Here is a 22,549-nt window from a genome sequence, read left to right on the forward strand (position 1 = left end):
CGTCATCCCGTCCAACCTTGTGCAATACGAGCTCTGGAGGCTCTAGATACCGTTCGGACTCGGGGATGGGTGTGGAGGAGGCAGCCTATCTACGTTGCAAGCTCAAAGGCTTAAGGGTGGACACGGCCTGCCATCCTCCCCCGATGATCAGCCGGGGACTATGCCCCCTGAGGAGGCTGTCGTCGAGATACAAGGGTGGACAACGGCGCAGCCTTGTCCACGCGGGACGGTGCCGGAGGTTGCCGGTGGAAAACGCTGGCGCGGTTTTCCACGCTACGAGGGTTCGAGCGCGGCGGCCCTCACATATCCTGGGGCGTTTCCCGGGCGGGGCGGTCGTCGGCGATGGCGGGGACGTGCAGGCCGGTCTTGGCCAGTTGCTGACCTTCCATCTGCGGCTGGGTGGTCCAGGTGAGGATGTCGTAATAACGGCGCACGTTCTGCACGAATTCCACCGTCTCGCCGCCGCGGGCGTAGCCGTAGCGGGTCTTGCTGTACCACTGCTTCTGCGCCAGGCGCGGCAGCATCTTCTTCACGTCCAGCCAGCGATCCGGGTCCAGGCCCTGGGATTCGGCCAGCCGGCGGGCGTCGAGGATATGGGCGATGCCGATGTTGTAGGTGGCCAGGGCGAACCAGGTGCGATCCGGTTCGTGGATGCTGTCGGGCAACTCGTCGCGGATCTGGTCGAAGTACTTGGCGCCGCCGGTGATGCTCTGCTCCGGATCCAGGCGGTTGGCGACGCCCATGGCCTGGGCCGTGTTGTTGGTCAGCATCATCAGGCCGCGCACCCCGGTCTTGGAGGTGGCGTCCGGGGTCCACAGCGACTCCTGGTAGCCCATGGCGGCGAGCAGGCGCCAGTCCAGCTGATGCTTCTGCGCCACCTTGCGGAAGTGCTTCTCGTACTTGGGCAGGCGTTCCTGCAGGTGCTGGGCGAAGGTGTAGGCGCCAACATAGCCAAGGACGTCAACGTGACCGTAGTAGCGCTCCTTGAGCTGCTGCAGGGTGCCGTCGCGGCGGACCTTGTCCAGGTAGGCGTTGACCGCATCGAGCAGGCTGTTGTCCTCCCCGGGTTGCAGTGCCCAGGCCTGGCCCTGGTTGTCGCCCAGGTCGAAGGCCACCCGCACGTTGGGAAAGTACACCTGGTTCATGGCCAGTTCGTTGGAATCCACCAGGGTCAGGTCGATCTGGCCTTCGTCGACCATGCGCAACAGGTCGCTGACCTCCACCTGATCGGATTCGTCGAAGGTGAGTCCCGCTACCTGAGCCTGCAACGCCCTGAGCTGCTGCGCCTGGCTGCTGCCTTTGAGCACCAGGATGCGCTTGCCGACCAGATCCTTGGGGGTGCTGGGCCGGACGGTGCCGTTGCGGTAGATGACCTGGGGCACCACGTCCAGATAGCTGCGGGAAAATTTCAGATTCTGGCGATTGACCGAGGGCGTGAGGCCGGCCGCGGCGATCACCGGGCCGTCCGGCGCGGTCAGGCGATTGAAGAGGTCGTCGAGGTTGTCGGCGGTGCTGATTTCCAGGCGCACCTTGAGGGATTCGGCGAAGCCCTTGACCAGTTCGTATTCGAAACCGGTCTCGCCGTTGCGGTCCTGGAAGTAGGTCGCCGGACTGTTGCGCGTCACCACGCGCAGCACACCCGCCTGCTGCACCTGCTCCAGCGCGGTCGGCTTGGGCGGCGCAGGCACGTCGGCCTCCCCGCAGCTCATGAGCAAGGCGAGGAAGGGCAGGGTAAGCCAGGCGAATCGCTTGAAGGCTCTATTCAAATGGGCTAGCTCGGCCATACGGCATCAAAACGGCACTGGCGCCTTGCTGACGCGCCTCATCGGTCGGCCCCTCCGGGCACTCGTTATGGTCGGGACGCTCCGCGCCACCGGTCCGGCCAAAGGCTCTATCCTGAGCCCAATGGGGAGCCGCGTCCATGGGGCGCGGCAGGCCGTAACGGCGGGCAGTATACGCGAGAAGTGGCACAGCGCCCATTTTATACATACAAGAGTGGTGGTAAGGCTGCATGAACCCTCGTCGCCGGAAGGTGTCCCCGGCGCGCCTTTAGGCTAGAATGCACGGCCCCAAAGTGACTTGGCCCCGAGGCTGTCCCCGATGCTGATCCTGCGCGGCGCTCCCGCTCTATCTTCGTTCCGTCACGGCAAACTTCTCGACCAGCTGACTCGCCTGGTTCCCGGTGTCTCCGGGCTCTATGCCGAGTTCGTTCATTTCGCCGAAGTCGCCGGCACCCTGAGCGCGGAGGAAGAGGGCATCCTCGGCCGACTGCTGCAATACGGCCCCAGCGTCCCCCAGCAGGAACCCAGCGGCGCGCTGTTCCTCATCGTGCCCCGCCTGGGCACCATCTCGCCCTGGTCGAGCAAGGCCACCGACATCACCCACAACTGTGGCCTGGCGCAGATCGAGCGCCTGGAGCGCGGCGTGGCCTACTATGTCGCCGGCGAACTGGACGCCGCTGCCCACGCGCAGCTGGCCGCCGCCCTGCATGACCGCATGACCCAGCGCGTGCTGCCGACCCTGGACGCCGCCGCCGACATCTTCAGCCATGCCACGCCCAGGCCGCTCACCGCGGTGGACGTGCTCGGCGGTGGTCACGCTGCCCTGGAGCAGGCCAATCTCGAGCTGGGCCTGGCCCTGGCCGATGACGAGATCGACTACCTGGTCAAGAGCTTCACCGCCCTGGGGCGCAATCCCCATGACATCGAACTCATGATGTTCGCCCAGGCCAACTCCGAGCACTGCCGGCACAAGATCTTCAATGCCAGCTGGGACCTCGACGGCGAGAGCCAGGAGAAGTCGCTGTTCGGCATGATCAAGAACACCTTTGAGCTGAACCGCGCCGGCGTGCTGTCCGCCTACAAGGACAACGCCGCGGTCATGGAAGGCTTCACCGCCGGGCGCTTCTACCCCGACGCCGAGTCCCGCGAATACGGGGCGCACAGCCAGCCCGTGCACATCCTGATGAAGGTGGAGACCCACAACCACCCGACCGCCATCGCGCCCTTCCCCGGCGCCTCCACCGGCTCCGGTGGCGAGATCCGCGACGAAGGCGCCACCGGTCGCGGCTCCAAGCCCAAGGCGGGCCTGACCGGCTTCACCGTCTCCAACCTGAACATCCCCGGTTTCGCGCAGCCCTGGGAGCAGCCCTACGGCAAGCCCGAGCGCATCGTCACCCCGCTGGACATCATGATCGAGGGCCCGCTGGGTGGCGCCGCCTTCAACAACGAATTCGGTCGCCCGGCCCTGGCCGGCTACTTCCGCACCTTCGAGCAGCAGGTCGAGACCCCCCGCGGTCCCGAGGTGCGTGGTTATCACAAGCCGATCATGCTCGCCGGCGGCCTGGGCAACATCCGCGCCGACCACGTGCAGAAGGGCGACATCTCGGTGGGCGGCAAGCTCATCGTGCTGGGCGGTCCGGCCATGCTGATCGGCCTGGGCGGCGGCGCGGCCTCGTCCATGTCCACCGGCGCCAGCTCCGCCGACCTGGATTTCGCCTCGGTGCAGCGCGAGAACCCGGAAATGGAGCGCCGCTGCCAGGAGGTCATCGACCGCTGCTGGCAGCTGGGTGAAAACAATCCCATCACCTTCATCCACGACGTGGGTGCGGGCGGCCTGTCCAACGCCTTCCCCGAGCTGGTCAACGATGCCGGTCGCGGTGGTCGTTTCGAATTGCGCAACGTGCCCAACGACGAGCCGGGCATGAGTCCGCTGGAGATCTGGTGCAACGAGTCCCAGGAGCGCTACGTGCTCTCCGTGGACGCCGAGAACTTCGAGACCTTCAAGGCCATCTGCGAACGCGAGCGTTGCCCCTTCGCCGTGGTCGGCGAAGCCACCGAGGAGCGCCAGCTGACCGTGGCCGACAGCCACTTCGGCAACAACGCCGTGGACATGCCGCTGGACGTCCTGCTCGGCAAGCCGCCGCGCATGCACCGCAGCGCCACCCGGGAAGCCGAACTAGGCGACGCCTTCGACGGCGCCGGCCTGGACCTGACCGAGTCGGTGGAGCGCGTCCTGCGCCACCCGGCCGTGGCCAGCAAGAGCTTCCTGATCACCATCGGCGACCGCACCATCACCGGCCTGGTCGCCCGCGACCAGATGGTCGGCCCCTGGCAGGTGCCGGTGGCCGACTGCGCCGTGACCGCCACCAGCTTCGACGTCCACACCGGCGAAGCCATGGCCATGGGCGAGCGCACCCCGCTGGCGCTGCTCGACGCGCCTGCTTCCGGCCGCATGGCCATCGGCGAGACCATCACCAACCTGGCCGCCGCGCGCATCGAGAAGCTCGGCGACATCAAGCTGTCCGCCAACTGGATGGCCGCTGCTGGCCACCCCGGCGAAGACGCGCGTCTCTATGAAACCGTCAAGGCGGTGGGCATGGAGCTGTGCCCGCAGCTGGGCATCACCATCCCGGTCGGCAAGGACTCCATGTCCATGAAGACCCGCTGGCAGGACGGTGGCGAAGACAAGAGCGTCACCGCGCCGCTGTCGCTGGTGATCACCGGCTTCGCCCCGGTGCAGGACATCCGCCGCACCCTGACCCCCCAGCTGCGCCTGGACAAGGGCCAGACCGACCTGATCCTCATTGATCTGGGTCGCGGCCAGAATCGCCTGGGCGGCTCCATCCTCGCCCAGACCCACGGCAAGCTCGGCCAGCAGGCCCCCGACGTCGACCAGGCCGAAGACCTCAAGGCCTTCTTCGCGGTGATCCAGGGGCTCAACCAGGACGGCCTGCTGCTGGCCTACCACGACCGTTCCGACGGTGGTCTCATCACCACGGTGGTGGAAATGGCCTTCGCCGGTCACTGCGGCCTGGCCCTGCGCCTGGACGCCCTGGCCGCCGACCGCGACGAACTGACCCGCGCGTTGTTCGCCGAGGAGCTGGGCGCCGTCATCCAGGTGCCCCAGGACTTCACCCACGAGGTGCTGGCCCAGTTCAGCGCGGCCGGTCTGGAAGACTGCGTGGCGGTGATCGGCAACCCGGTCAACGGCTACGAGATCAACATCCATTACCACGACGAGCACCTCTACCGGGCCGAGCGGCGCATGCTGCAGCGCGTCTGGAGCGAGACCAGCTTCCAGATCCAGCGCCTGCGCGACAACGCCGAGTGCGCCCAGCAGGAATTCGATGCCCTGCTGGAAGAGGATCATCCGGGGCTGTCGGCCAAGCTGGCCTACGACCCCAACGAAGATATCTGCGCGCCCTACATCAAGAAGGGCGTACGGCCGCAGGTCGCCATCCTGCGCGAGCAGGGCGTCAACGGTCAGGTGGAGATGGGCGCGGCCTTCGATCGCGCCGGCTTCGCCGCCATCGACGTGCACATGAGCGACATCCTCGCCGGTCGCATCGACCTGGCGGACTTCAAGGGCGTGGTCGCCTGTGGCGGCTTCTCCTATGGCGACGTCCTCGGCGCCGGCGGTGGCTGGGCCAAGTCCATCCTGTTCAATGCCCGTGCCCGTGACGGCTTCCAGCAGTTCTTCGAGCGCACCGACACCTTCACCCTGGGCGTGTGCAATGGCTGCCAGATGGTCGCCAACCTGCGCGAGCTGGTGCCCGGCAGCGAATTCTGGCCGCGCTTCGTGCGCAACCGCTCCGAGCAGTTCGAGGCGCGGGTGGCCATGGTCCAGGTGCAGGATTCCCCTTCGCTGTTCCTCGCCGGCATGGCCGGGTCGCGGCTGCCCATCGCCATCGCCCATGGCGAAGGCTTCGCCGAGTATCCGAACCAGCAGGCGCTGGTCGCCGCTGACGTCTCCGGCACCGTGGCGCTGCGCTATGTCGATGGCCACAGCAAGGTCACCGAGACCTATCCGGCCAACCCCAACGGCTCGCCGCTGGGCATCACCGGGCTGTCCAGCCAGGACGGTCGCGTCCTGCTGATGATGCCGCACCCCGAGCGCTGCTTCCGTGCCGTGCAGAACTCCTGGATTCCCGCTGACTGGCAGGGCGAGGACGGCGGCTGGATGCGCCTGTTCCGCAATGCGCGGGTCTGGGTCGACTGAGGGTTCGGCGTCTGGCCAGGCTTGCTCGACCTGCGGTCGGGTGAGCCTGGCTCATAGGCTCTCTTCCAAACCGACGGCGAGCCACCCGGCATCCGCCGCTGCGCTCTTACCCCCTCTCCCTCAGGGAGAGGGCTGGGGTGAGGGTCGCCCAGCCGGAGAGCGTCACCATGCTCAAACTCTGCTTCTATGTCCCCGACTCCCACCTGGAAGCCGTCAAGCAGGCGATCTTCGCCGTGGGCGCTGGCCGCATCGGCCTGTACGACAGCTGCTGCTGGCAGGTCCAGGGCCTCGGCCAGTTCCGTCCACTGCCAGGCAGCCAGCCGCACCTGGGCGAGCACGGCAGTCTCGAACAGGTCGCCGAATGGCGGGTGGAACTGGTACTGGCCGACGAGCAAGTCGCCCGCCAGGCCGTGGCGGCGCTCAAGGGGGCGCATCCCTATGAGACGCCAGCCTATGACGTGGTGCAGGTGCTGGATTTCTAGCCGTCAGGGATAACCCAGAACCGTCCTGATCCGCGGCAATTCACACTCGACCCAGCGCGGATCCACCGCGCCCCAGTCGCGGATCTCGTAGCCACCGGCGTTGTTGCGCGCGCCTTCGCCCTGCACGAACTGACAGTCGATATCCAGATCGGCCAGCGCCAGCAGGGTGTCCTGGGCCGTGCGCCTTGGCATCCCGGTAGCGGCCATCAGCGCGGGTACGCTGGTGGCGGTGCCGCTGGCCACCAGCCAGGCCACATAGAGCCGGCGATAGAAGCTGGTCTTGGTCTTGCTCACGTCCATGAAAATCTTCCGGTCAAGAAAAAGCCCACCGCGAGGGTGGGCTTCAGGGGCATCAGAGGGTGGCGATGCGCTGCCGCTGGTCCACCATCTTGGCCAGGGCCTGTTCGGCCTCGGCCAGTTTGGCGCGCTCCTTCTCCAGCACCTCGGCCGGGGCCTTGGCGACGAAGCCTTCATTGGCCAGCTTGCCGCCGACGCGCTTGACCTCGCCTTCCAGGCGGCCGATCTCCTTGTCCAGGCGCGTAAGTTCCGCGTCCTTGTCGATCAGGCCGGCCATGGGCACCAGCACTTCCATCTCGCCTACCAGGGTGGTGGCGGACATCGGTGCTTCCTCGCCGGCGGCCAGGACGCGGACCGATTCCAGCTTGGCCAGCTTGTTCAGCAGCGGCTCGAAGTCGGCCAGGCGGCGCTGGTCCTCGGCACTGGCATTGGCGACGATGATGTCGATGCGCTTGGCCATGGAGATCTTCATCTCGCCACGGATCTGCCGTACGCCCAGCATCAGCGCCTTGACCCACTCGATGTCGCCTTCGGCGGCGGCATCGATGCGCACCTCGTTGGCCACCGGCCAGGGTTGCAGCATCAGGGTCTCGCCCTGGACACCGGCCGGCGCCTTGAGGCGCTGCCAGATTTCCTCGGTGATGAAGGGCATGAAGGGATGCGCCAGGCGCAGCACCACTTCCAGTACCCGCGCCAGGGTACGGCGGGTGCCGCGCTGACGCTCGATGGAGGCGTTCTCGTCCCACAGCACCGGCTTGACCAGTTCCAGGTACCAGGCGCAGTACTCGTCCCAGACGAACTCGTAGAGCGCCTGGGTGGCCAGGTCGAAGCGGAAGGCGTCGAGCTGACGGGTCACCTCGGCCTCGGTGCGCTGCAGCTGGGAGATGATCCAGCGATCCACCGAGGACAGCTCGACCGGTTCGTCGTTGACGCCGGTATCCTGGCCCTCGACGTTCTCCATGACGAAGTTCGCCGCGTTCCACAGCTTGTTGCAGAAGTTGCGGTAGCCCTCGACGCGACCCATGTCGAACTTGACGTCGCGGCCGGTGGTGGCCAGGGAGCAGAAGGTGAATCTCAGAGCATCGGTGCCGTAGCTGGCGATGCCGTCCGGGAATTCGGCGCGGGTCTGCTTGGCGATCTTCTCGGCCAGCTTGGGCTGCATCAGGCCGCTGGTGCGCTTCTCCAGCAGGGTGTCCAGGTCGATGCCGTCGACGATGTCCAGCGGGTCGAGCACGTTGCCTTTGGACTTGGACATCTTCTGGCCCTGGCCATCGCGCACCAGGCCATGGACGTAGACGGTCTTGAACGGGATCTGCCCGGTCAGGTGGGTGGACAGCATGATCATCCGGGCGACCCAGAAGAAGATGATGTCGAAGCCGGTCACCAGCACGTCGGTGGGGTGGAAGGTCTTCAGCGCCTCGGTCTGCTCGGGCCAGCCCAGGGTGGAGAAGGTCCACAGGCCTGAGCTGAACCAGGTGTCCAGCACGTCGTCGTCCTGACGCAGGGCGATGTCACCCAGGTTGTGCTTGGCGCGTACCTCGGCCTCGTCGCGACCGACGTAGACGTTGCCGGCCTGGTCGTACCAGGCGGGAATGCGGTGGCCCCACCAGAGCTGGCGGCTGATGCACCAGTCCTGGATGTCGCGCATCCAGCTGAAGTACATGTTCTCGTACTGCTTGGGCACGAATTGCACCTCGCCGCTCTCGACCACGGCGATGGCCTTCTCGGCCAGGGGCTTGGTGGAAACGTACCACTGGTCGGTCAGCCAGGGCTCGATCACGGTGCCGGAACGGTCGCCCTTGGGCACCTTGAGGGCGTGGTCGTCGATCTTTTCCAGGCGGCCGGCGGCCTCCAGGTCGGCGACGATGCGCTTGCGCGCCTCGAAGCGGTCCAGCCCGGCGTAGGCGGCGGGGAGGGTGGCGTCGAACATGCCGTTGACGCTGCCGTCCAGGTTGAACACCTGGGCGCCGGGGAGGACGGCCGCGTCGGCATCGAAGATGTTGATCAGCGGCAGGTTGTGTCGCTTGCCGACTTCATAGTCGTTGAAGTCGTGGGCCGGGGTGATCTTGACGCAGCCGGTGCCGAATTCGGGGTCGCAGTAGTCGTCGCCGACAATGGGGATGCGCCGGCCCACCAGGGGCAGCTCGACGTACTGGCCGATCAGATCCTTGTAGCGCGGGTCTTCCGGGTGCACGGCCACGGCGGCGTCGCCCAGCAGGGTCTCGGGGCGGGTGGTGGCGACCACCAGATGGTCCATGCCCTCGGCGGTGCGGGCGCCATCGGCCAGCGGATAGCGCAGGTGCCAGAGGTGACCCTTCTCGTCATGGCTTTCCACTTCCAGGTCGGAAATGGCGGTGTGCAGCTTGGTGTCCCAGTTGACAAGGCGCTTGCCGCGATAGATCAGGCCGTCCTCGTGCAGGCGCACGAAGGCTTCCTTGACCGCCTCGGAGAGGCCCTCGTCCATGGTGAAGCGCTCGCGCGACCAGTCCACCGAGGAGCCCAGGCGGCGGATCTGCCGGCTGATATTGCCCCCGGATTCGTTCTTCCATTCCCAGACCTTCTCCAGGAATTTCTCCCGGCCCAGGTCATGGCGCGACAGGCCCTCGGCGCCGATGCGGCGTTCCACCAGCATCTGGGTGGCGATGCCGGCGTGGTCCGTGCCCGGCTGCCAGAGGGTGTTGCGACCCTGCATGCGGCGGAAGCGGATCAGGGCGTCCATGATGGCGTTGTTGAAGCCATGGCCCATGTGCAGGCTGCCGGTCACGTTCGGCGGCGGGATCATGATGGTGTAGGGCTCGCCCGACCCCTGGGGCGCGAAATGGCCCTGGCGTTCCCAGGTCTGGTACCAGGAGGTTTCGATGGCGTGCGGCTGGTAGGTCTTGTCCATGGAGGGGGCTTTTGTCGCTGGAAGAGGAAAGCCTCCGAGTATAGCGACTCCGGCCCGCCGACGGCAGGGCGCCTTGGCGCCCCGCGCTCAGGGACGCTGCAGCAGTTCTTCCAGCCGCTGCTGGAGACGGCGCTGCAATTCGGCCTCCAGGCGTGGCAACTGCTCGTCGAGCAGTTCCTGAAGAATGGCCGGTGCTTCCTGGCGCAGGCGCACCTGGGCCAGGTCTTCATGGGGCGCGCTGGGCGTCACCTCTTCGATCACGTCCGGCACGATCTGGTCGAGCAGCGGCGGAATGGCCTTGAGCCGCTCAGCGCTGGGCGCGATGACATCGGAGAGGATGGGAATGCCATCGGCGCTGCTCGGATGGACCGTGTTACGGCTCTTGTCGAGCACCTGGCGGATGGCTTCGAGGTCTTGCAGGACGTGCGCGGGAGGCTTGGTGCTGGTCATGAAATCAGACACGTGACAGCTGATGGTCCTGTAGAGCATAGCCAAGCTTGCGGTAGAAGCGAAAACCTTCGCGCATCGCCTGGCGGACTTCGGGGGCTTCGACGACCACTTCGGCGATCCGAGCGAAACCCGCATGGCAGGGCGGCGGCGCCAGACTGAGGTTGATCAGCAGCTCACCCCTCTGCTCGGCGGGCGTGGTCAGGCCGAGCACCACCGGGCTGTCGCTGGATGTTTCCGCAAGATCATGGGGAATGAAGCTGTCCGGGCGGAAGGCCCACAGCTGGTCATCCAGGCGCTGGCGCTGCTCGGCGTCGGCGAAGTGCACATAGACCGGCATGCCCTGCTTCCAGGCCTTGTCCACCAGCCGACAGGCGAAGGCCAGCCGCGCCGCGGGATCGGTGGAAGGCAGAACATAGAAGTCGACACGGGTCATGGCGGATCACGAAGAAGGGGAGGGAAACGGCAAGGCCGCGACGTAGGGCGTCGCGGCCTTGGGCAGAGGCTTAGGCCTCGGCGGTGCGGTCGAGCAGGTACTGCACCAGCAGCGGGACCGGACGACCGGTGGCGGCCTTGTCCTTGCCGCCGCTGATCCAGGCGGTACCGGCCACGTCCAGGTGCACCCAGGGATAGGCCTTGGCGTAGCGCGCCAGGAAGCAGCCCGCGGTGATGGTGCCGGCCTTGGGGCCGCCGATGTTGGCCATGTCGGCGAAGGGACTGTCCAGCTGCTCCTGGTATTCGTCGTGCAGCGGCAGTTGCCAGACGCGGTCGTCGGCGCGATCGCCGGCCTGCTTGACCTGGTCGATCAGGGCGTCGTCGTTGCCCATCAGGCCCGAGACCAGCGAACCCAGCGCGGTGATGCAGGCGCCGGTGAGGGTGGCGATGTCGATCACCGCCTTGGGCTGGAAGCGCTCGGCGTAGGTGAGGGTATCGCACAGCACCAGGCGGCCTTCGGCGTCGGTGTTTAGGATCTCGATGGTCTGGCCGCTCATGCTGGTGACGATGTCACCCGGACGGGTAGCGGTGCCGCTGGGCATGTTCTCGGCCAGGGCCAGGAGGCCCACCACGTTGATCGCCGGCTTGAGCTCCATGAGGGCGCGGAAGGTGCCCAGGACGCTGGCGGCGCCGCACATGTCGTACTTCATCTCGTCCATGCCGGCGCTGGGCTTGATGCTGATGCCGCCGGTGTCGAAGGTGATGCCCTTGCCGACCAGGGTGTAGGGCTGGGCATTCTTGGACCCGCCCTTGTATTGCAGCACCACCAGGCGCGGCGGCTGGGCGCTGCCCTGGGCCACGGCGAGGAAGGAACCCATGCCCAATTCGCGCATCTTCTTCTCGTCGAGCACCTCGACGGAGAGGCCGGCGTCCTTGAACTGCTTGCCCAGGACCTTGGCCTGATCGGCGACATAGACCGGATTGCAGACGTTTGGCGGCAGGTTGCCGAAGTCCTTGGCGTAGGCGGTGCCGTGGGTGATCGCCAGGGCATGGGCCAGGGCACGCTCGGCCTCCGGCTGGGAGGCCTTGGTGGTGACCAGGGTCAGCTTCTTCAGCGGCCGCGGCTCGGCCTTCTTGCTCTTGAAGCGGTCGAAGACGTAATCGCCATCGGCCAGGGTCTCGGCCAGCAGGCGCAGGCGGGCGTAGCCGTCGCGATTCTTGACCGGCACATCGCCCAGGGCGATGGCGGCGTCGCTGCCGCCCAGGCTCTTGAGCACGCCCAGGGCGCCACTGGCCAGCTTGCGGTACTGACGGTCGGAAAGGCCTTCGGTAGCGCCGCTACCCACCAGCAGCACGCGCTCGGCCTTGATACCGGAAAGATTGGTAAGCAGCAGGGTCTGGCCGGCCTTGCCGGCGATGTCGCCGCGCTTGACGGCCGCGCTCAGGGCGCCGGAAGTGGCAGCGTCCACGGCGCTGGCCGCTGCGTCGAGCGCACCGCCTTCACCGACGGCCACGACCAGCGTGGCGGTTTTCAGGGTTTCCGGACGAGCGTTTTTGACGACGAATTCCATTAGGAGAAGCTCCCCAAGACAAACACATGAGTTCGCAGGATATAATGCGGGGCTTTCGCCAGGGCCTTTCCCGGCGATCGGCCTTCAACGGGTGGGCCTTGCAACGCAAGCCATGCAGCCGAGCTAGTGTGAGCGTTCGCGCCAGAGCCTGACAACCCTGGAGAATCCTGTTTGATCGTCTTCCGCTATCTGTCTCGAGAAGTTCTCACCACCCTCGGTGCGGTCAGTGCCGTGCTGCTGGTGATCATCATGAGCGGCCGCTTCATCAAGTACCTGGCCCAGGCGGCCCAGGGCCTGCTGGATCCGGGTGTGCTGCTGCTCATCATGGCCTACCGCATTCCGGGCTTCCTGCAGCTGATCCTGCCGCTGGGGCTCTTTCTCGGCTTCCTGCTGGCCTATGGCCGACTGTACCTGGATAGCGAGATGACCGTGCTGACCGCCACCGGCCTGAGTCCGCGCCGCCTGCTGGCCTACAGCATGGCGCCCGCCGCGCTGGTGGCCCTGGTGGTCGCCTGGCTGAGTCTGTCGCTGGCGCCCCTGGGCGTGCAGAAGGTCACCACCATCCTCAACCAGCAGGACGCCATGACCGAGTTCGACACCCTCGAACCCGGCCGCTTCCAGTCGCTGCGGGACAACTCGCGGGTCACCTACACCGAGCGCCTCTCGGCGGATCGCAGTCAGCTGGGCGGCGTCTTCATTTCCGAGCGCAATACCTCCACCGTGGGTGGCAAGGACCGTGGCGTAGGCGTGCTGGTGGCCGACACCGGCCGGCAGGAAATTCACCCGGACGGCAGTCGCTACCTGATCCTGCAGAACGGCTTCCGCTACGACGGCGTCCCCGGCCAGGCCGACTACCGCGCGGTGCAGTACGACACCTATGGCGTGCTCCTGCCCAAGCCCGCGGTCAGCGAGGACATTAGCGAGCGTGACGCCGTCACCACCGGCGAACTCATGCGCAGCAACGAGCTGCAGTATCGCGGCGAACTGCAATGGCGGCTGTCGCTGCCGATCCTGGTGTTCATCGTGACCCTCATCGCCGTGCCCCTGGCCAAGGTCAATCCGCGCCAGGGCCGCTTCCTCAAGCTGCTGCCGGCGATCCTGCTGTACATGGCCTACCTGTCGCTGCTGATCGCCGCCCGCGGTGCCCTGGACAAGGGCCGCCTGCCGCCGGCCATCGGTCTGTGGGGCGTGCACCTGCTGTTCCTGGTGCTGGGCCTGCTGCTGGCCTTCTGGGAACCGCTCACGGCGCGTCTGCGCGGTCGCAAGCCGGAGGTAGCGGCATGAACAAGCTCGACTGGTACATAGGGCGCACCGTCTTCGTCAGCATCCTCTCGGTGCTGGGCGTGATCGTCGGTCTGGCCCTGCTGTTCGCCTTCATCGACCAGCTGGGCGACTTCGACGACAACTACGGCGTCGCCGAGGCCCTCAAGTTCGTCCTGCTCACCACGCCGCGGCGGGCCTACGAGATGCTGCCCATGGCTGCGCTCATCGGCTGCCTGATCGGCCTGGGCACCCTGGCCAGCAGCAGCGAGCTGATCGTGATGCGCGCCGCCGGCGTTTCCCTGGGACGCATCGTCTGGGCGGTGATGAAGCCGATGTTCGTGCTGCTCATCGCCGGCATCCTGGTCGGCGAGTACGTGGCGCCCTGGTCGGAGAACCTGGCGCAGAGCGGTCGCGCCCTGGCGCAAAGCGCTGGCAAGGCGCAGAGCTCGCGGCACGGCCTCTGGCATCGCCAGGGCCACGAGTACACCCACGTCAACGCCGTGCAACCCAACGGCCTGCTGCTGGGCGTGACGCGCTACGAATTCGACGACAATCGCCACCTGCTGCAATCCAGCTTCGCCCAGCGCGGTATCTATCGTGGCGATCACTGGGAGCTGGAAAACGTCAGCATCACCGACTTCGGCAATCGCCAGACCAGCGTCCGCCAGGAGCCCAAGGTGATCTGGAACGTCGAGCTGACCCCGCAGGTGCTCGACACCGTGATCATGGAGCCGGATGCGCTGTCGATCTCCGGGCTGTGGTGGTACATCCACTACCTGGCCGACCAGGGTCTGAGCAACAAGAGCTACTGGCTGGCGTTCTGGTCGAAGATCTTCCAGCCGCTGGTGACCGCCGCCCTGGTGCTGATGGCGATCTCCTTCATCTTCGGCCCGCTGCGCTCGGTGACCCTGGGTCAGCGGATCTTCACCGGCGTGATCATCGGCTTCGCCCTGCGGATCTTCCAGGACCTGCTGGGACCGTCCAGCCTGGTATTCGGCTTTTCGCCGCTGCTGGCCGTGCTGGCGCCGGCGCTGCTCTGCGCCGTGGCTGGGGTGCTGTTGCTGCGACGGGCCGGCTAGCGCCGCCCGGCGGCGCCGCTCGCTAGGCGGCGCCCTTGCTCGCTGCCGGCTGCGGCTGCAACCAGCCGGCGTGCGCTTCGCAGAAGTTCAGGATCCGCTGCACCCGGCGGATCTGATCCCGGTGGCGGCATTCGCCCACCACGGTACGCACCAGCAGATCGACGTTCTGCATGTGGATCAGGCGCAGATCCGCGCTCATGTCGGGGCAGGCTTCCATCTCGTCAATGCGCGTCTCGCAACGCGAGAGCAGCCGCTCGATGAAGGCCGGAGAGAAGCGGGCGGGGGGCTGGGCCGTTTCCAGGTCCTTGACCGCCACCTGGGAGAGGGGGGAGAGCGTTTCCATGCACAAGATCTCGCGTCCGTATCGATGTCTTACTATTGCATGCTTTGCCCCTGCGTTTCAGCTGCCGGTGGTCAGCTGGCTATCCGGTCATTTGCGGGGCTCAGCGCGGATGTCCGGGCACTTCTGTCGCCACGTCGAGCAGCGCTGAACGCGCCTTAAGATAAGACTGCTTCTGCTGCAAGTCGGCCGGATGATCGATGGTGAGCCCGGCCAGATAGCTCTGCCAGGCGGCCAGATAGGCCTTCTGCGCATTGCGCAGCAGTCGATCCTGGCCGGCGGGTAACTGGTCCGTAGCAGACTTCTCTTCGGCAGCGGCCCGGGTCTGGCAACTGCTCAGCCGCTGACGAAAGTCCGCCAGCCGCCCTTGCTCGCCCGCCAGGCGAGCGTTGTTGCCATGCAGCACCAGCAATTCGCAACCATAGAGCGCACTGTGCAACCGGGCCTGCAGCGTCCAGCTGGGCGAGCGATCCAGGTCGATAGCTGCACCGGCTGGCTGGGCCGGTTGCTGCACGGCGCAGCCACCCAGGATCAGCAGTAGGACGAGCAGCAGGGGAGGGCTCAGACGCATCTTCCGGTCTCGGTAAGCCTTTGGCAGGCGCCAGCCTAGTGGTAACGCTGCCATTCCCGATACTTGTCCATCAGATAGTTGCCGACAGGCTGCCGCTTCTGGCAGTCCTCGCCGCTCAGCGGACTCGGCTCGCAAAGCGGGCCGGCATCGCTGTAGTGACTGCAGCCGGACAGCAGTAGCGCAAGGCCAAGCAATATCCATTTCAAAAGGCATCCTTCCCTACGATGAAAGCGGGAGTGGGGTGATCAAGAGCGTGCCCGATCAGTGGGAGTCGGCGCATTGGAAGGTACAGGAACCGCACTTAATGCAATGCTGCGTACCTTCGGAATTCGTCCAATCTGTATCGCTTGGCCGTCTTGCCGCCCGGGTAACATACCCTTCCTGCCCCGGGTAATGGCCGTCATGCAACTGAGCGACATTCCATTCGGGACCACTGACTGGTCGAAAATCGAACCTGTAGTCCATGTGGGAACGACCGGCTTGGCGCTTTGGCGTACCTGCCAGTTTGGGGCAATACGAGTCCGCATGGTCGAGTACAGTGAGGGTTACCTTGCCGATCACTGGTGCAGCAAGGGACACATCCTGCTTTGCCTGGAGGGTCGGCTGGATACCGAGCTGGCCGATGGTCGCGTCTTCACCTTGACCGCCGGCATGAGTTACCAGGTGGCCGACAATGCAGAGGCTCACAGATCCTCGACCGCGATTGGGGCTAGGTTATTCGTCTTGGATTGAGGCTCGTATCGACGCCGCGACCAGGGCGCACCAGGCACAAAAAAACCGCCTCAAGGGGCGGTTTCTTCAGTTTCCATGCCTTTCAGAGGCGGCCTGGAAGGTACAACTTGGTGCCCCGGGGGAGACTCGAACTCCCACTCCTTTCGGAAACGGATTTTGAATCCGCCGCGTCTACCGGTTCCGCCACCGGGGCAATGGCGGCGGAGTATAGGGACGCGGGCAGGCCCGGTCAATCCAAAGTGCTTTGGTGAAAAAGGTCGCTTCCGGTAAGCTGTGCGGCCTTTCGAGATCTACCTGCCATGCACGTCGCCGACTTCCATTTCGACCTCCCCGAATCCCTCATCGCCCGTCATCCGCTGGCCGAGCGCCGCGGCAGTCGATTGCTGGTGCTCGACGGCCCCAGCGGTGAGCTGAGTCATCGCCACTTCGCCGATCTGCTGGGTTATCTGCGACCCGGCGACCTGATGGTGTTCAACGACACCCGGGTGATACCCGCGCGGCTGTTCGGCCAGAAGGCCAGTGGCGGCAAGCTGGAGATCCTGGTGGAGCGGGTGCTGGACGAAGAGCGGGTGTTGGCCCATGTGCGTTCCAGCAAGTCGCCCAAGCCGGGCAGCCGCCTCCTCATCGACGGCGGCGCCGAGGCCGAGATGGTGGCGCGCCACGAGGCGCTGTTCGAATTGAAGTTCGCCGAGCCGGTGCTGCCGCTGCTGGAGCGGGTCGGTCACATGCCGCTGCCGCCCTATATCGACCGGCCCGACGAAGCCGAGGATCGCGAGCGCTACCAGACCGTCTATGCGCGCAATGCCGGCGCCGTGGCCGCGCCCACCGCCGGGTTGCACTTCGACGAGCCGCTGTTGGAGGCCATCCGCGCCAAGGGCGTGGCGACCGCCTTCGTCACCCTGCACGTCGGTGCCGGTACCTTCCAGCCGGTGCGGGTGGAAAAGATCGAAGACCACCACATGCACCGCGAGTGGCTGCAGGTCGACCAGGCCGTGGTGGATGCCGTGGCCGCCTGTCGCGCCCGTGGCGGCCGGGTGGTCGCGGTCGGCACCACCAGCGTGCGTTCGCTGGAGAGCGCCGCCCGTGACGGCGAGCTCAAGGCCTTCGCTGGCGAGACGGACATCTTTCTCTATCCCGGCCGGCCCTTCCACGTGGTCGATGCGCTGGTGACCAACTTCCACCTGCCCGAGTCGACCCTGCTGATGCTGGTGTCGGCCTTCGCCGGTTACCGCGAGACCATGGCCGCCTATGCCACGGCCGTGGCCGAGGGCTATCGCTTCTTCAGTTATGGCGACGCCATGTTCATCACCCGCAATCCCGGGGCCCAGGGCCCGGAGAGCTGATATGAGTTTCATGAATTTCGAATTGCTGGCCACCGAGGGCAAGGCCCGTCGCGGTCGCCTGACCTTTCCCCGCGGCGTGGTCGAGACCCCGGCCTTCATGCCGGTCGGTACCTACGGCACGGTCAAGGGCATGCTGCCCGACAGCGTCGCCGATATCGGTGCCCAGATCATCCTCGGCAACACCTTCCATCTCTGGCTACGGCCTGGGACCGAGGTGATCCAGCGCCATGGCGACCTGCACGACTTCATGCAGTGGCAGGGGCCGATCCTTACCGATTCCGGCGGCTTCCAGGTGTTCAGCCTGGGCGCGCTGCGCAAGATCAAGGAGGAGGGCGTCTACTTCGCCTCGCCGGTGGACGGCGCCAAGGTCTTCATGGGCCCCGAGGAATCCATGGCGGTGCAACGCGCCCTGGGCTCGGACATCGTGATGATCTTCGACGAGTGCACGCCCTATCCGGCGGACTTCGACACCGCGCGTCGTTCCATGGAACTGTCGCTGCGCTGGGCCAAGCGCTCCCGCGAAGCCCATGGCGACAATCCCTCGGCGCTGTTCGGCATCGTCCAGGGCGGCATGCACGAAGAACTGCGCCTGAGATCCCTGGAGGGGCTGGAAGGCATCGGCTTCGACGGCTATGCCATCGGCGGCCTGTCGGTGGGCGAGCCCAAGGAAGAGATGATCCGGGTGCTGGACTTCCTGCCACCGCACCTGCCGGCGGACAAGCCGCGCTACCTGATGGGCGTGGGCAAGCCGGAAGACCTGGTGGAAGGCGTACGCCGCGGCGTCGACATGTTCGACTGCGTGATGCCCACCCGCAACGCCCGCAACGGCCATCTGTTCATCGACACCGGCGTGCTCAAGCTGCGCAACGCCGTGCACCGTCACGACGAGACGCCGCTGGATCCCACCTGCGACTGTTACACCTGCAAACATTTCTCCCGGGCCTATCTGCACCATCTGGATAAATGCGGGGAAATGCTGGGGAGTATGCTGAATACGATCCACAACCTGCGGTATTACCAGCGCGTGATGGCCGGTTTGCGCCAGGCTATCCAAGAGGGTAAATTGGCCGACTTTGTGGACGCCTTCTATGCACGGCGCGGCCTGCCTACGCCGCCGCTCGACCGCTGAAAGCCCCTGTCCGATCGTCCAGGCGAAACGGCGCTCGCGCGTCCTTCGCCGGGTGCGTGAGCGGGGTCCCGAGGCGGTCGGAACGGCTGCGAGCGACCCCCGGCATCTCTTCTTTTTCCGTCATCCAACTCTGCAAGGAGTAGTGCAATGAGTTTTCTGATTTCCACGGCCCAGGCCCAGGAAGCTGCCGCGCCGGCCGCCAACGCTGCACCGGGAGGTGAATACATTCAGTTCATCTTCCTGATCGGCTTCGTGGTGATCTTCTATTTCCTGATCTGGCGTCCCCAGGCCAAGCGCACCAAGGATCACAAGAACCTGATCGGCGGCCTGCAGAAGGGTGACGAAGTGGTGACCACCGGTGGTATCGCCGGCCGCATCAACAAGGTCACCGACGAGTTCGTGGTGCTGGAAGTGTCCGACAACGTCGAACTGAAATTCCAGAAGGGCGCCATTGCCGCGACCCTGCCGAAAGGCACCCTGAAGGCGCTCTGAGCCTTCCTCAATCTAGCTAACACCGGGGCGCGCAAGGCGCCCCGCCTTTATCTCGGGCGGTGTCATGCTCAACAAATATCCCCTCTGGAAGTACCTGCTGATCCTGGCCGTACTGGTCGTGGGCGCCATCTATTCGGTTCCTAATCTGTACCCCGACGATCCGGCCCTGCAGATCAGCGCTTCCAGCACCGAACGCGCGGTGACCCCCGCCGAGGTCCAGCGTGTAGACGCGGCCCTGGCGCAGGCGAAGCTCGCCGTGAAGTCCAGTGATCTCAACGCCAATGGCAGCCGGGTGCTGATCCGCCTGACCCGCGCCGATGATCAGCTGCCGGCCCAGGAAGTGGTCCGGCGTACCCTCGGCGACGACTTCGTGGTTGCCCTGAACCTGGCTCCTACCACGCCGCAGTGGCTGCGCAAGCTGGGCGCCAGCCCGATGAAGCTCGGCCTGGACCTGTCCGGCGGTGTGCACTTCCTGCTGGCGGTTGACATGGACAAGGCCGTGGATGCGCGCCTGAAGGTCTATGACAACGAGGTCAAGACCCTGCTGCGTCGCGAGAAGGTGCGCTATCGCAGCATGCCCGACCAGAACGGTGCCCTGCAGCTCGGCTTCACCGACGCCGCCGACCTGCAGCAGGCGCAGAGCCTGATCCGCAAGAACTACACTGATTTCGAGCTCACCACCGATACCCGGGGCGACCTGCAGGTGCTGCGTCTGCAGCTGACCGAGGCCAAGTTGCGCGAGATCCGCAACTATGCCGTCACCCAGAACCTGACCACGGTGCGCAACCGGGTCAACGAACTGGGCGTGGCCGAGCCGCTGGTGCAGCGTCAGGGCGCCGACCGCATCGTGGTCGAGCTGCCGGGCGTGCAGGACACCGCCGAAGCCAAGCGCATCCTCGGCAAGACCGCCAACCTGGAATTCCGCCTGGCCGCCACCGCGGACACCCCGCGGGCCTCCACCGAGAGCTTCGAATTCCGCGAGCCCGGTCGCCCGGCGGTGCCGCTGGAGCGTAACGTCATCATCACCGGTGACCAGGTCACCGACGCCTCGGCCAGCTTCGACGAAAACGGCCGGCCCCAGGTCAACATCCGTCTGGATGGCCATGGCGGCGATCTGATCAACCGCGCTACCCGCAGCAACGTCGGCCGCAGCATGGCGGTGGTGTTCATCGAGCAGCGTCCGGTCACCCGCTACACCACCCAGACCGTGGATGGCGTGCAGAAGGAAGTGGCGGTGCCCGGCTTCGAGGAAGAGCGGCGCATCATCAGCCTGGCGACCATCCAGTCGGCCCTGGGCAACAGCTTCCGCATCACCGGCCTGAACGGTTCGGGCGAGGCCTCGGAACTGGCGCTGCTGCTGCGTGCCGGTGGCCTGGCCGCACCCATGTACTTCGCCGAAGAACGCACCCTCGGCCCGAGCCTGGGCGCCGACAACATCGAGAAGGGCATCGACGCCTCGCTGTGGGGCATGGTCTTCGTCTCGCTGTTCCTGATTGCCATCTACCGCTTCTTCGGGCTGCTGGCGACCATCGCCCTGGGCTTCAACATGGTCTTGCTGATGGCCTTGATGTCCATCCTGCATGCCACCCTGACCCTGCCGGGTATCGCCGGTATCGTCCTGACCATGGGCCAGGCGGTGGACGCCAACGTGCTGATCTTCTCGCGGATCCGCGAAGAGATCGCCAACGGCATGCCGATCCAGCGCGCCATCCATGAGGGCTTCAGTCGCGCCTTCACGGCGATTCTGGACTCCAACCTGACGACCCTGCTGGTGGGCGCCATCCTGTTCGCCATGGGCACCGGGCCGGTCAAGGGCTTCGCCGTGACCATGTCGCTGGGTATCTTCACCTCCCTGTTCACCGCCATCTTCGTGACCCGTGCCATGGTCAACCTGATTTATGGCGGCCGGAACGTCAAGAAGCTGTGGATTTGAGGACGCGGCGATGAAAAAGACCATCAATTTCATGGGCGTACGCAATATCGCGTTCGCCATCACCGCCCTCCTGACCGTTCTGGCGTTGTTCAGCTGGTTCTACAAGGGACTGAACTTCGGCCTGGATTTCACCGGCGGTACCCTGATCGAGCTGCGCTACGAGCAGCCCGCCGACCTTGGCAAGATCCGTCAGGAATTGCAGGGCGCCGGCTTCGGAGAAGCCGTGGTGCAGAGTTTCGGCGCCACCACCGATGTGCTGGTACGGATGCCGGGTGACAACCCGCAGCTGGGTCAGCAGGTGACCGGCGCGCTGCAGAAGGCGAGCACCGAGCGCTTTTCCCTGACCCGCACCGAGTTCGTCGGTCCGCAGGTGGGCGCGGAGCTACGTGACCAGGGCGGCCTGGGCATGCTGCTGGCCCTGGGCGGGGTGCTGCTCTACGTGGCCTTCCGCTTCCAGTGGAAGTTCGCCGTGGGCGCCATCATTTCGCTAGTGCACGACGTGGTGGTGACCCTGGGTCTGTTGTCGTTCTTCCAGATCACCTTCGACCTGACGGTGCTGGCAGCGGTCCTGGCCATCATCGGCTACTCGCTCAATGACACCATCGTGGTGTTCGACCGGGTGCGGGAAAACTTCCGGGTGCTGCGCAAGGCCAGTCTGATCGAGAACATCAACGTCTCGACCACCCAGACCCTGCTGCGTACCCTGGCGACCTCGATCTCGACCCTGCTGGCCGTGGCGGCGCTGCTGTTCTTTGGCGGCGACAACCTGTTCGGCTTCTCGCTGGCGCTGTTCATCGGCGTGCTGGCCGGTACCTACTCGTCGATCTATATCGCCAACGTGGTGCTGATCTGGCTGGACCTGAAGAGCGAAGACCTGATCCCGCCGCAAGCCAAGGAACTCGACGAGCGTCCCTGATGTCCCAGGCATGGCAAAGGGCCAGGTGCCCGCTATGACAGAGTAGTCAGGAGGTTGTAGTGAACAAGTCGATGCTCGTAGGTACGGTTCTGGGAGCCATCGTCGCCACCGCAGGTGGCGCCGTGGCGTACAGTTTCGTCGACCGCGGGCCTCAGTACGCCGAGGTCGTCGCCGTCCAGCCGGTCAAGGAAACGGTCAAGACCCCGCCGCGAGGTCTGCAAGGAGGTCGCGGTAACTCACCGTCGGCCGGTTCAGGACCAGCACCAGATCGCCGGGACCGCCGTAGGCGCGGTCGTCGGCGGTCTGCTGGGCAACCAGGTCGGCAACGGCAGCGGCAAGACCCTGGCGACCATCGCCGGTGCCGTTGGCGGTGGTTACGCCGGCAACAAGGGTCAGGAATACATGCAGAACCGCGACACCTACACCACCAGCCAGACCCGCTGCAGCACGGTCAATGATAGCAAGGACCAGGTGGTCGGCTATGACGTTAAGTACCTGCTGGATGGCAAGATCGGCCAGGTCCGCATGGACCACGAGCCGGGCAAGCAGCTGGAAGTGAAGAACGGCCAGGTGCTGGCCAGCCAGTGATCCGCGCCAGCGGCTGAAGTCGCCAGGGCTTCAGGCACAAAAAA

General features: G+C 65.7%; 19 protein-coding genes, 1 tRNA gene and 1 pseudogene. 11 read left to right on the plus strand and 10 right to left on the minus strand.

The features are described from left to right. Nucleotides 1–299: 299 nt before the first annotated feature. Nucleotides 300–1,784 carry a membrane-bound lytic murein transglycosylase MltF gene (mltF, locus tag QE444_RS08085; protein ID WP_133863121.1) on the minus strand — a complete coding sequence of 495 codons (1,485 nt, stop codon included), beginning with the start codon at nucleotides 1,782–1,784 and terminating at the stop codon, nucleotides 300–302. A gap of 316 nt (nucleotides 1,785–2,100) precedes the next feature. Between mltF and purL the strand changes: the two genes are divergently transcribed. Both purL and QE444_RS08095 read left to right on the plus strand, forming a co-directional pair. Further along, a complete protein-coding gene (purL, locus tag QE444_RS08090) occupies nucleotides 2,101–6,000 on the plus strand; it encodes a phosphoribosylformylglycinamidine synthase (RefSeq protein WP_309737764.1) in 3,900 nt (1,299 codons plus the stop codon). A gap of 167 nt (nucleotides 6,001–6,167) precedes the next feature. Then, nucleotides 6,168–6,482 carry an NGG1p interacting factor NIF3 gene (locus tag QE444_RS08095; protein WP_309737765.1) on the plus strand — a complete coding sequence of 105 codons (315 nt, stop codon included), beginning with the start codon at nucleotides 6,168–6,170 and terminating at the stop codon, nucleotides 6,480–6,482. Nucleotides 6,483–6,485: 3 nt separating this feature from the next. Here the strand turns inward: QE444_RS08095 and QE444_RS08100 are convergent, their stop codons facing one another. From QE444_RS08100 to QE444_RS08120, 5 genes are all read right to left on the minus strand, one after another. Beyond that, on the minus strand, nucleotides 6,486–6,782 hold the full coding sequence (locus tag QE444_RS08100) for a winged helix-turn-helix domain-containing protein (RefSeq protein ID WP_309737767.1): 297 nt from the start codon (nucleotides 6,780–6,782) through the stop codon (nucleotides 6,486–6,488). Between the two features lie 52 nt (nucleotides 6,783–6,834). Continuing rightward, nucleotides 6,835–9,666, minus strand: a complete 2,832-nt coding sequence (locus QE444_RS08105) for a valine--tRNA ligase (RefSeq protein ID WP_309737769.1) — start codon at nucleotides 9,664–9,666, stop codon at nucleotides 6,835–6,837. A gap of 87 nt (nucleotides 9,667–9,753) precedes the next feature. After that, the gene (locus QE444_RS08110; protein WP_187978568.1) at nucleotides 9,754–10,116 is read right to left on the minus strand and encodes a hypothetical protein; all 363 of its coding nucleotides are present in this window, start codon (nucleotides 10,114–10,116) and stop codon (nucleotides 9,754–9,756) included. Between the two features lie 4 nt (nucleotides 10,117–10,120). Continuing rightward, nucleotides 10,121–10,549, minus strand: coding sequence for a DNA polymerase III subunit chi (locus tag QE444_RS08115; RefSeq protein ID WP_273861996.1), 429 nt, complete (start codon nucleotides 10,547–10,549; stop codon nucleotides 10,121–10,123). Between the two features lie 70 nt (nucleotides 10,550–10,619). Further along, nucleotides 10,620–12,119, minus strand: coding sequence for a leucyl aminopeptidase (locus tag QE444_RS08120; protein WP_187978569.1), 1,500 nt, complete (start codon nucleotides 12,117–12,119; stop codon nucleotides 10,620–10,622). A gap of 171 nt (nucleotides 12,120–12,290) precedes the next feature. Between QE444_RS08120 and lptF the strand changes: the two genes are divergently transcribed. Both lptF and lptG read left to right on the plus strand, forming a co-directional pair. Further along, nucleotides 12,291–13,403, plus strand: coding sequence for an LPS export ABC transporter permease LptF (lptF, locus tag QE444_RS08125; RefSeq protein WP_187978570.1), 1,113 nt, complete (start codon nucleotides 12,291–12,293; stop codon nucleotides 13,401–13,403). Further along, nucleotides 13,400–14,461, plus strand: a complete 1,062-nt coding sequence (lptG, locus tag QE444_RS08130; protein ID WP_187978571.1) for an LPS export ABC transporter permease LptG — start codon at nucleotides 13,400–13,402, stop codon at nucleotides 14,459–14,461. The genes lptF and lptG overlap by 4 nt, the downstream gene beginning before the upstream one ends. A 22-nt stretch (nucleotides 14,462–14,483) precedes the next feature. On the opposite strand, the gene QE444_RS08135 is transcribed toward lptG, so the two are convergent. From QE444_RS08135 to QE444_RS08145, 3 genes are all read right to left on the minus strand, one after another. Then, entirely contained in the window at nucleotides 14,484–14,804 is a 321-nt protein-coding gene (locus QE444_RS08135; RefSeq protein ID WP_273861992.1) for a hypothetical protein, read from the minus strand. Between the two features lie 100 nt (nucleotides 14,805–14,904). After that, nucleotides 14,905–15,372: a hypothetical protein gene (locus QE444_RS08140; protein WP_187978573.1), complete on the minus strand. Its 468-nt coding sequence runs from the start codon at nucleotides 15,370–15,372 to the stop codon at nucleotides 14,905–14,907. Nucleotides 15,373–15,407: 35 nt separating this feature from the next. Next, entirely contained in the window at nucleotides 15,408–15,578 is a 171-nt protein-coding gene (locus QE444_RS08145; RefSeq protein WP_187978574.1) for a hypothetical protein, read from the minus strand. Between the two features lie 196 nt (nucleotides 15,579–15,774). Between QE444_RS08145 and QE444_RS08150 the strand changes: the two genes are divergently transcribed. Continuing rightward, nucleotides 15,775–16,104, plus strand: coding sequence for a DHCW motif cupin fold protein (locus QE444_RS08150; RefSeq protein WP_187978575.1), 330 nt, complete (start codon nucleotides 15,775–15,777; stop codon nucleotides 16,102–16,104). A gap of 108 nt (nucleotides 16,105–16,212) precedes the next feature. Here the strand turns inward: QE444_RS08150 and QE444_RS08155 are convergent. After that, nucleotides 16,213–16,297 (minus strand) — tRNA-Leu (locus tag QE444_RS08155). Between the two features lie 106 nt (nucleotides 16,298–16,403). Between QE444_RS08155 and queA the strand changes: the two genes are divergently transcribed. The 6 genes and pseudogenes from queA (at nucleotide 16,404) to QE444_RS08185 (ending at nucleotide 22,505) form a co-directional block, all read left to right on the plus strand. Next, a complete protein-coding gene (queA, locus tag QE444_RS08160; RefSeq protein ID WP_309737778.1) occupies nucleotides 16,404–17,447 on the plus strand; it encodes a tRNA preQ1(34) S-adenosylmethionine ribosyltransferase-isomerase QueA in 1,044 nt (347 codons plus the stop codon). Between the two features lie 10 nt (nucleotides 17,448–17,457). Beyond that, a complete protein-coding gene (tgt, locus tag QE444_RS08165; RefSeq protein WP_051226203.1) occupies nucleotides 17,458–18,576 on the plus strand; it encodes a tRNA guanosine(34) transglycosylase Tgt in 1,119 nt (372 codons plus the stop codon). Between the two features lie 147 nt (nucleotides 18,577–18,723). After that, on the plus strand, nucleotides 18,724–19,068 hold the full coding sequence (gene yajC / locus QE444_RS08170; protein ID WP_007162951.1) for a preprotein translocase subunit YajC: 345 nt from the start codon (nucleotides 18,724–18,726) through the stop codon (nucleotides 19,066–19,068). Between the two features lie 64 nt (nucleotides 19,069–19,132). Further along, nucleotides 19,133–21,001, plus strand: a complete 1,869-nt coding sequence (secD, locus tag QE444_RS08175) for a protein translocase subunit SecD (protein ID WP_273808566.1) — start codon at nucleotides 19,133–19,135, stop codon at nucleotides 20,999–21,001. Nucleotides 21,002–21,011: 10 nt separating this feature from the next. After that, nucleotides 21,012–21,917: a protein translocase subunit SecF gene (gene secF / locus QE444_RS08180; protein WP_187978578.1), complete on the plus strand. Its 906-nt coding sequence runs from the start codon at nucleotides 21,012–21,014 to the stop codon at nucleotides 21,915–21,917. Between the two features lie 59 nt (nucleotides 21,918–21,976). Beyond that, nucleotides 21,977–22,505 (plus strand): annotated as a pseudogene (locus QE444_RS08185) (glycine zipper 2TM domain-containing protein). Nucleotides 22,506–22,549: the final 44 nt, after the last annotated feature.

Origin of the sequence: Pseudomonas sp. SORGH_AS_0199 (genome assembly GCF_031453735.1) — a bacterium.
Classification (GTDB): Bacteria; Pseudomonadota; Gammaproteobacteria; order Pseudomonadales; family Pseudomonadaceae; genus Chryseomonas; species Chryseomonas aestiva.

What these genes read in the sequence shown, in the direction of transcription:
- mltF (WP_133863121.1), bottom strand. Translation starts at nt 1,784, where the DNA reads ATGGCCGAGCTAGCCCATTTGAATAGAGCCTTCAAGCGATTCGCCTGG.
- purL (WP_309737764.1), top strand. Translation starts at nt 2,101, where the DNA reads ATGCTGATCCTGCGCGGCGCTCCCGCTCTATCTTCGTTCCGTCACGGC.
- QE444_RS08095 (WP_309737765.1), top strand. Translation starts at nt 6,168, where the DNA reads ATGCTCAAACTCTGCTTCTATGTCCCCGACTCCCACCTGGAAGCCGTC.
- QE444_RS08100 (WP_309737767.1), bottom strand. Translation starts at nt 6,782, where the DNA reads ATGGACGTGAGCAAGACCAAGACCAGCTTCTATCGCCGGCTCTATGTG.
- QE444_RS08105 (WP_309737769.1), bottom strand. Translation starts at nt 9,666, where the DNA reads ATGGACAAGACCTACCAGCCGCACGCCATCGAAACCTCCTGGTACCAG.
- QE444_RS08110 (WP_187978568.1), bottom strand. Translation starts at nt 10,116, where the DNA reads ATGACCAGCACCAAGCCTCCCGCGCACGTCCTGCAAGACCTCGAAGCC.
- QE444_RS08115 (WP_273861996.1), bottom strand. Translation starts at nt 10,549, where the DNA reads ATGACCCGTGTCGACTTCTATGTTCTGCCTTCCACCGATCCCGCGGCG.
- QE444_RS08120 (WP_187978569.1), bottom strand. Translation starts at nt 12,119, where the DNA reads ATGGAATTCGTCGTCAAAAACGCTCGTCCGGAAACCCTGAAAACCGCC.
- lptG (WP_187978571.1), top strand. Translation starts at nt 13,400, where the DNA reads ATGAACAAGCTCGACTGGTACATAGGGCGCACCGTCTTCGTCAGCATC.
- QE444_RS08135 (WP_273861992.1), bottom strand. Translation starts at nt 14,804, where the DNA reads ATGGAAACGCTCTCCCCCCTCTCCCAGGTGGCGGTCAAGGACCTGGAA.
- QE444_RS08140 (WP_187978573.1), bottom strand. Translation starts at nt 15,372, where the DNA reads ATGCGTCTGAGCCCTCCCCTGCTGCTCGTCCTACTGCTGATCCTGGGT.
- QE444_RS08150 (WP_187978575.1), top strand. Translation starts at nt 15,775, where the DNA reads ATGCAACTGAGCGACATTCCATTCGGGACCACTGACTGGTCGAAAATC.
- queA (WP_309737778.1), top strand. Translation starts at nt 16,404, where the DNA reads ATGCACGTCGCCGACTTCCATTTCGACCTCCCCGAATCCCTCATCGCC.
- tgt (WP_051226203.1), top strand. Translation starts at nt 17,458, where the DNA reads ATGAATTTCGAATTGCTGGCCACCGAGGGCAAGGCCCGTCGCGGTCGC.
- yajC (WP_007162951.1), top strand. Translation starts at nt 18,724, where the DNA reads ATGAGTTTTCTGATTTCCACGGCCCAGGCCCAGGAAGCTGCCGCGCCG.
- secD (WP_273808566.1), top strand. Translation starts at nt 19,133, where the DNA reads ATGCTCAACAAATATCCCCTCTGGAAGTACCTGCTGATCCTGGCCGTA.
- secF (WP_187978578.1), top strand. Translation starts at nt 21,012, where the DNA reads ATGAAAAAGACCATCAATTTCATGGGCGTACGCAATATCGCGTTCGCC.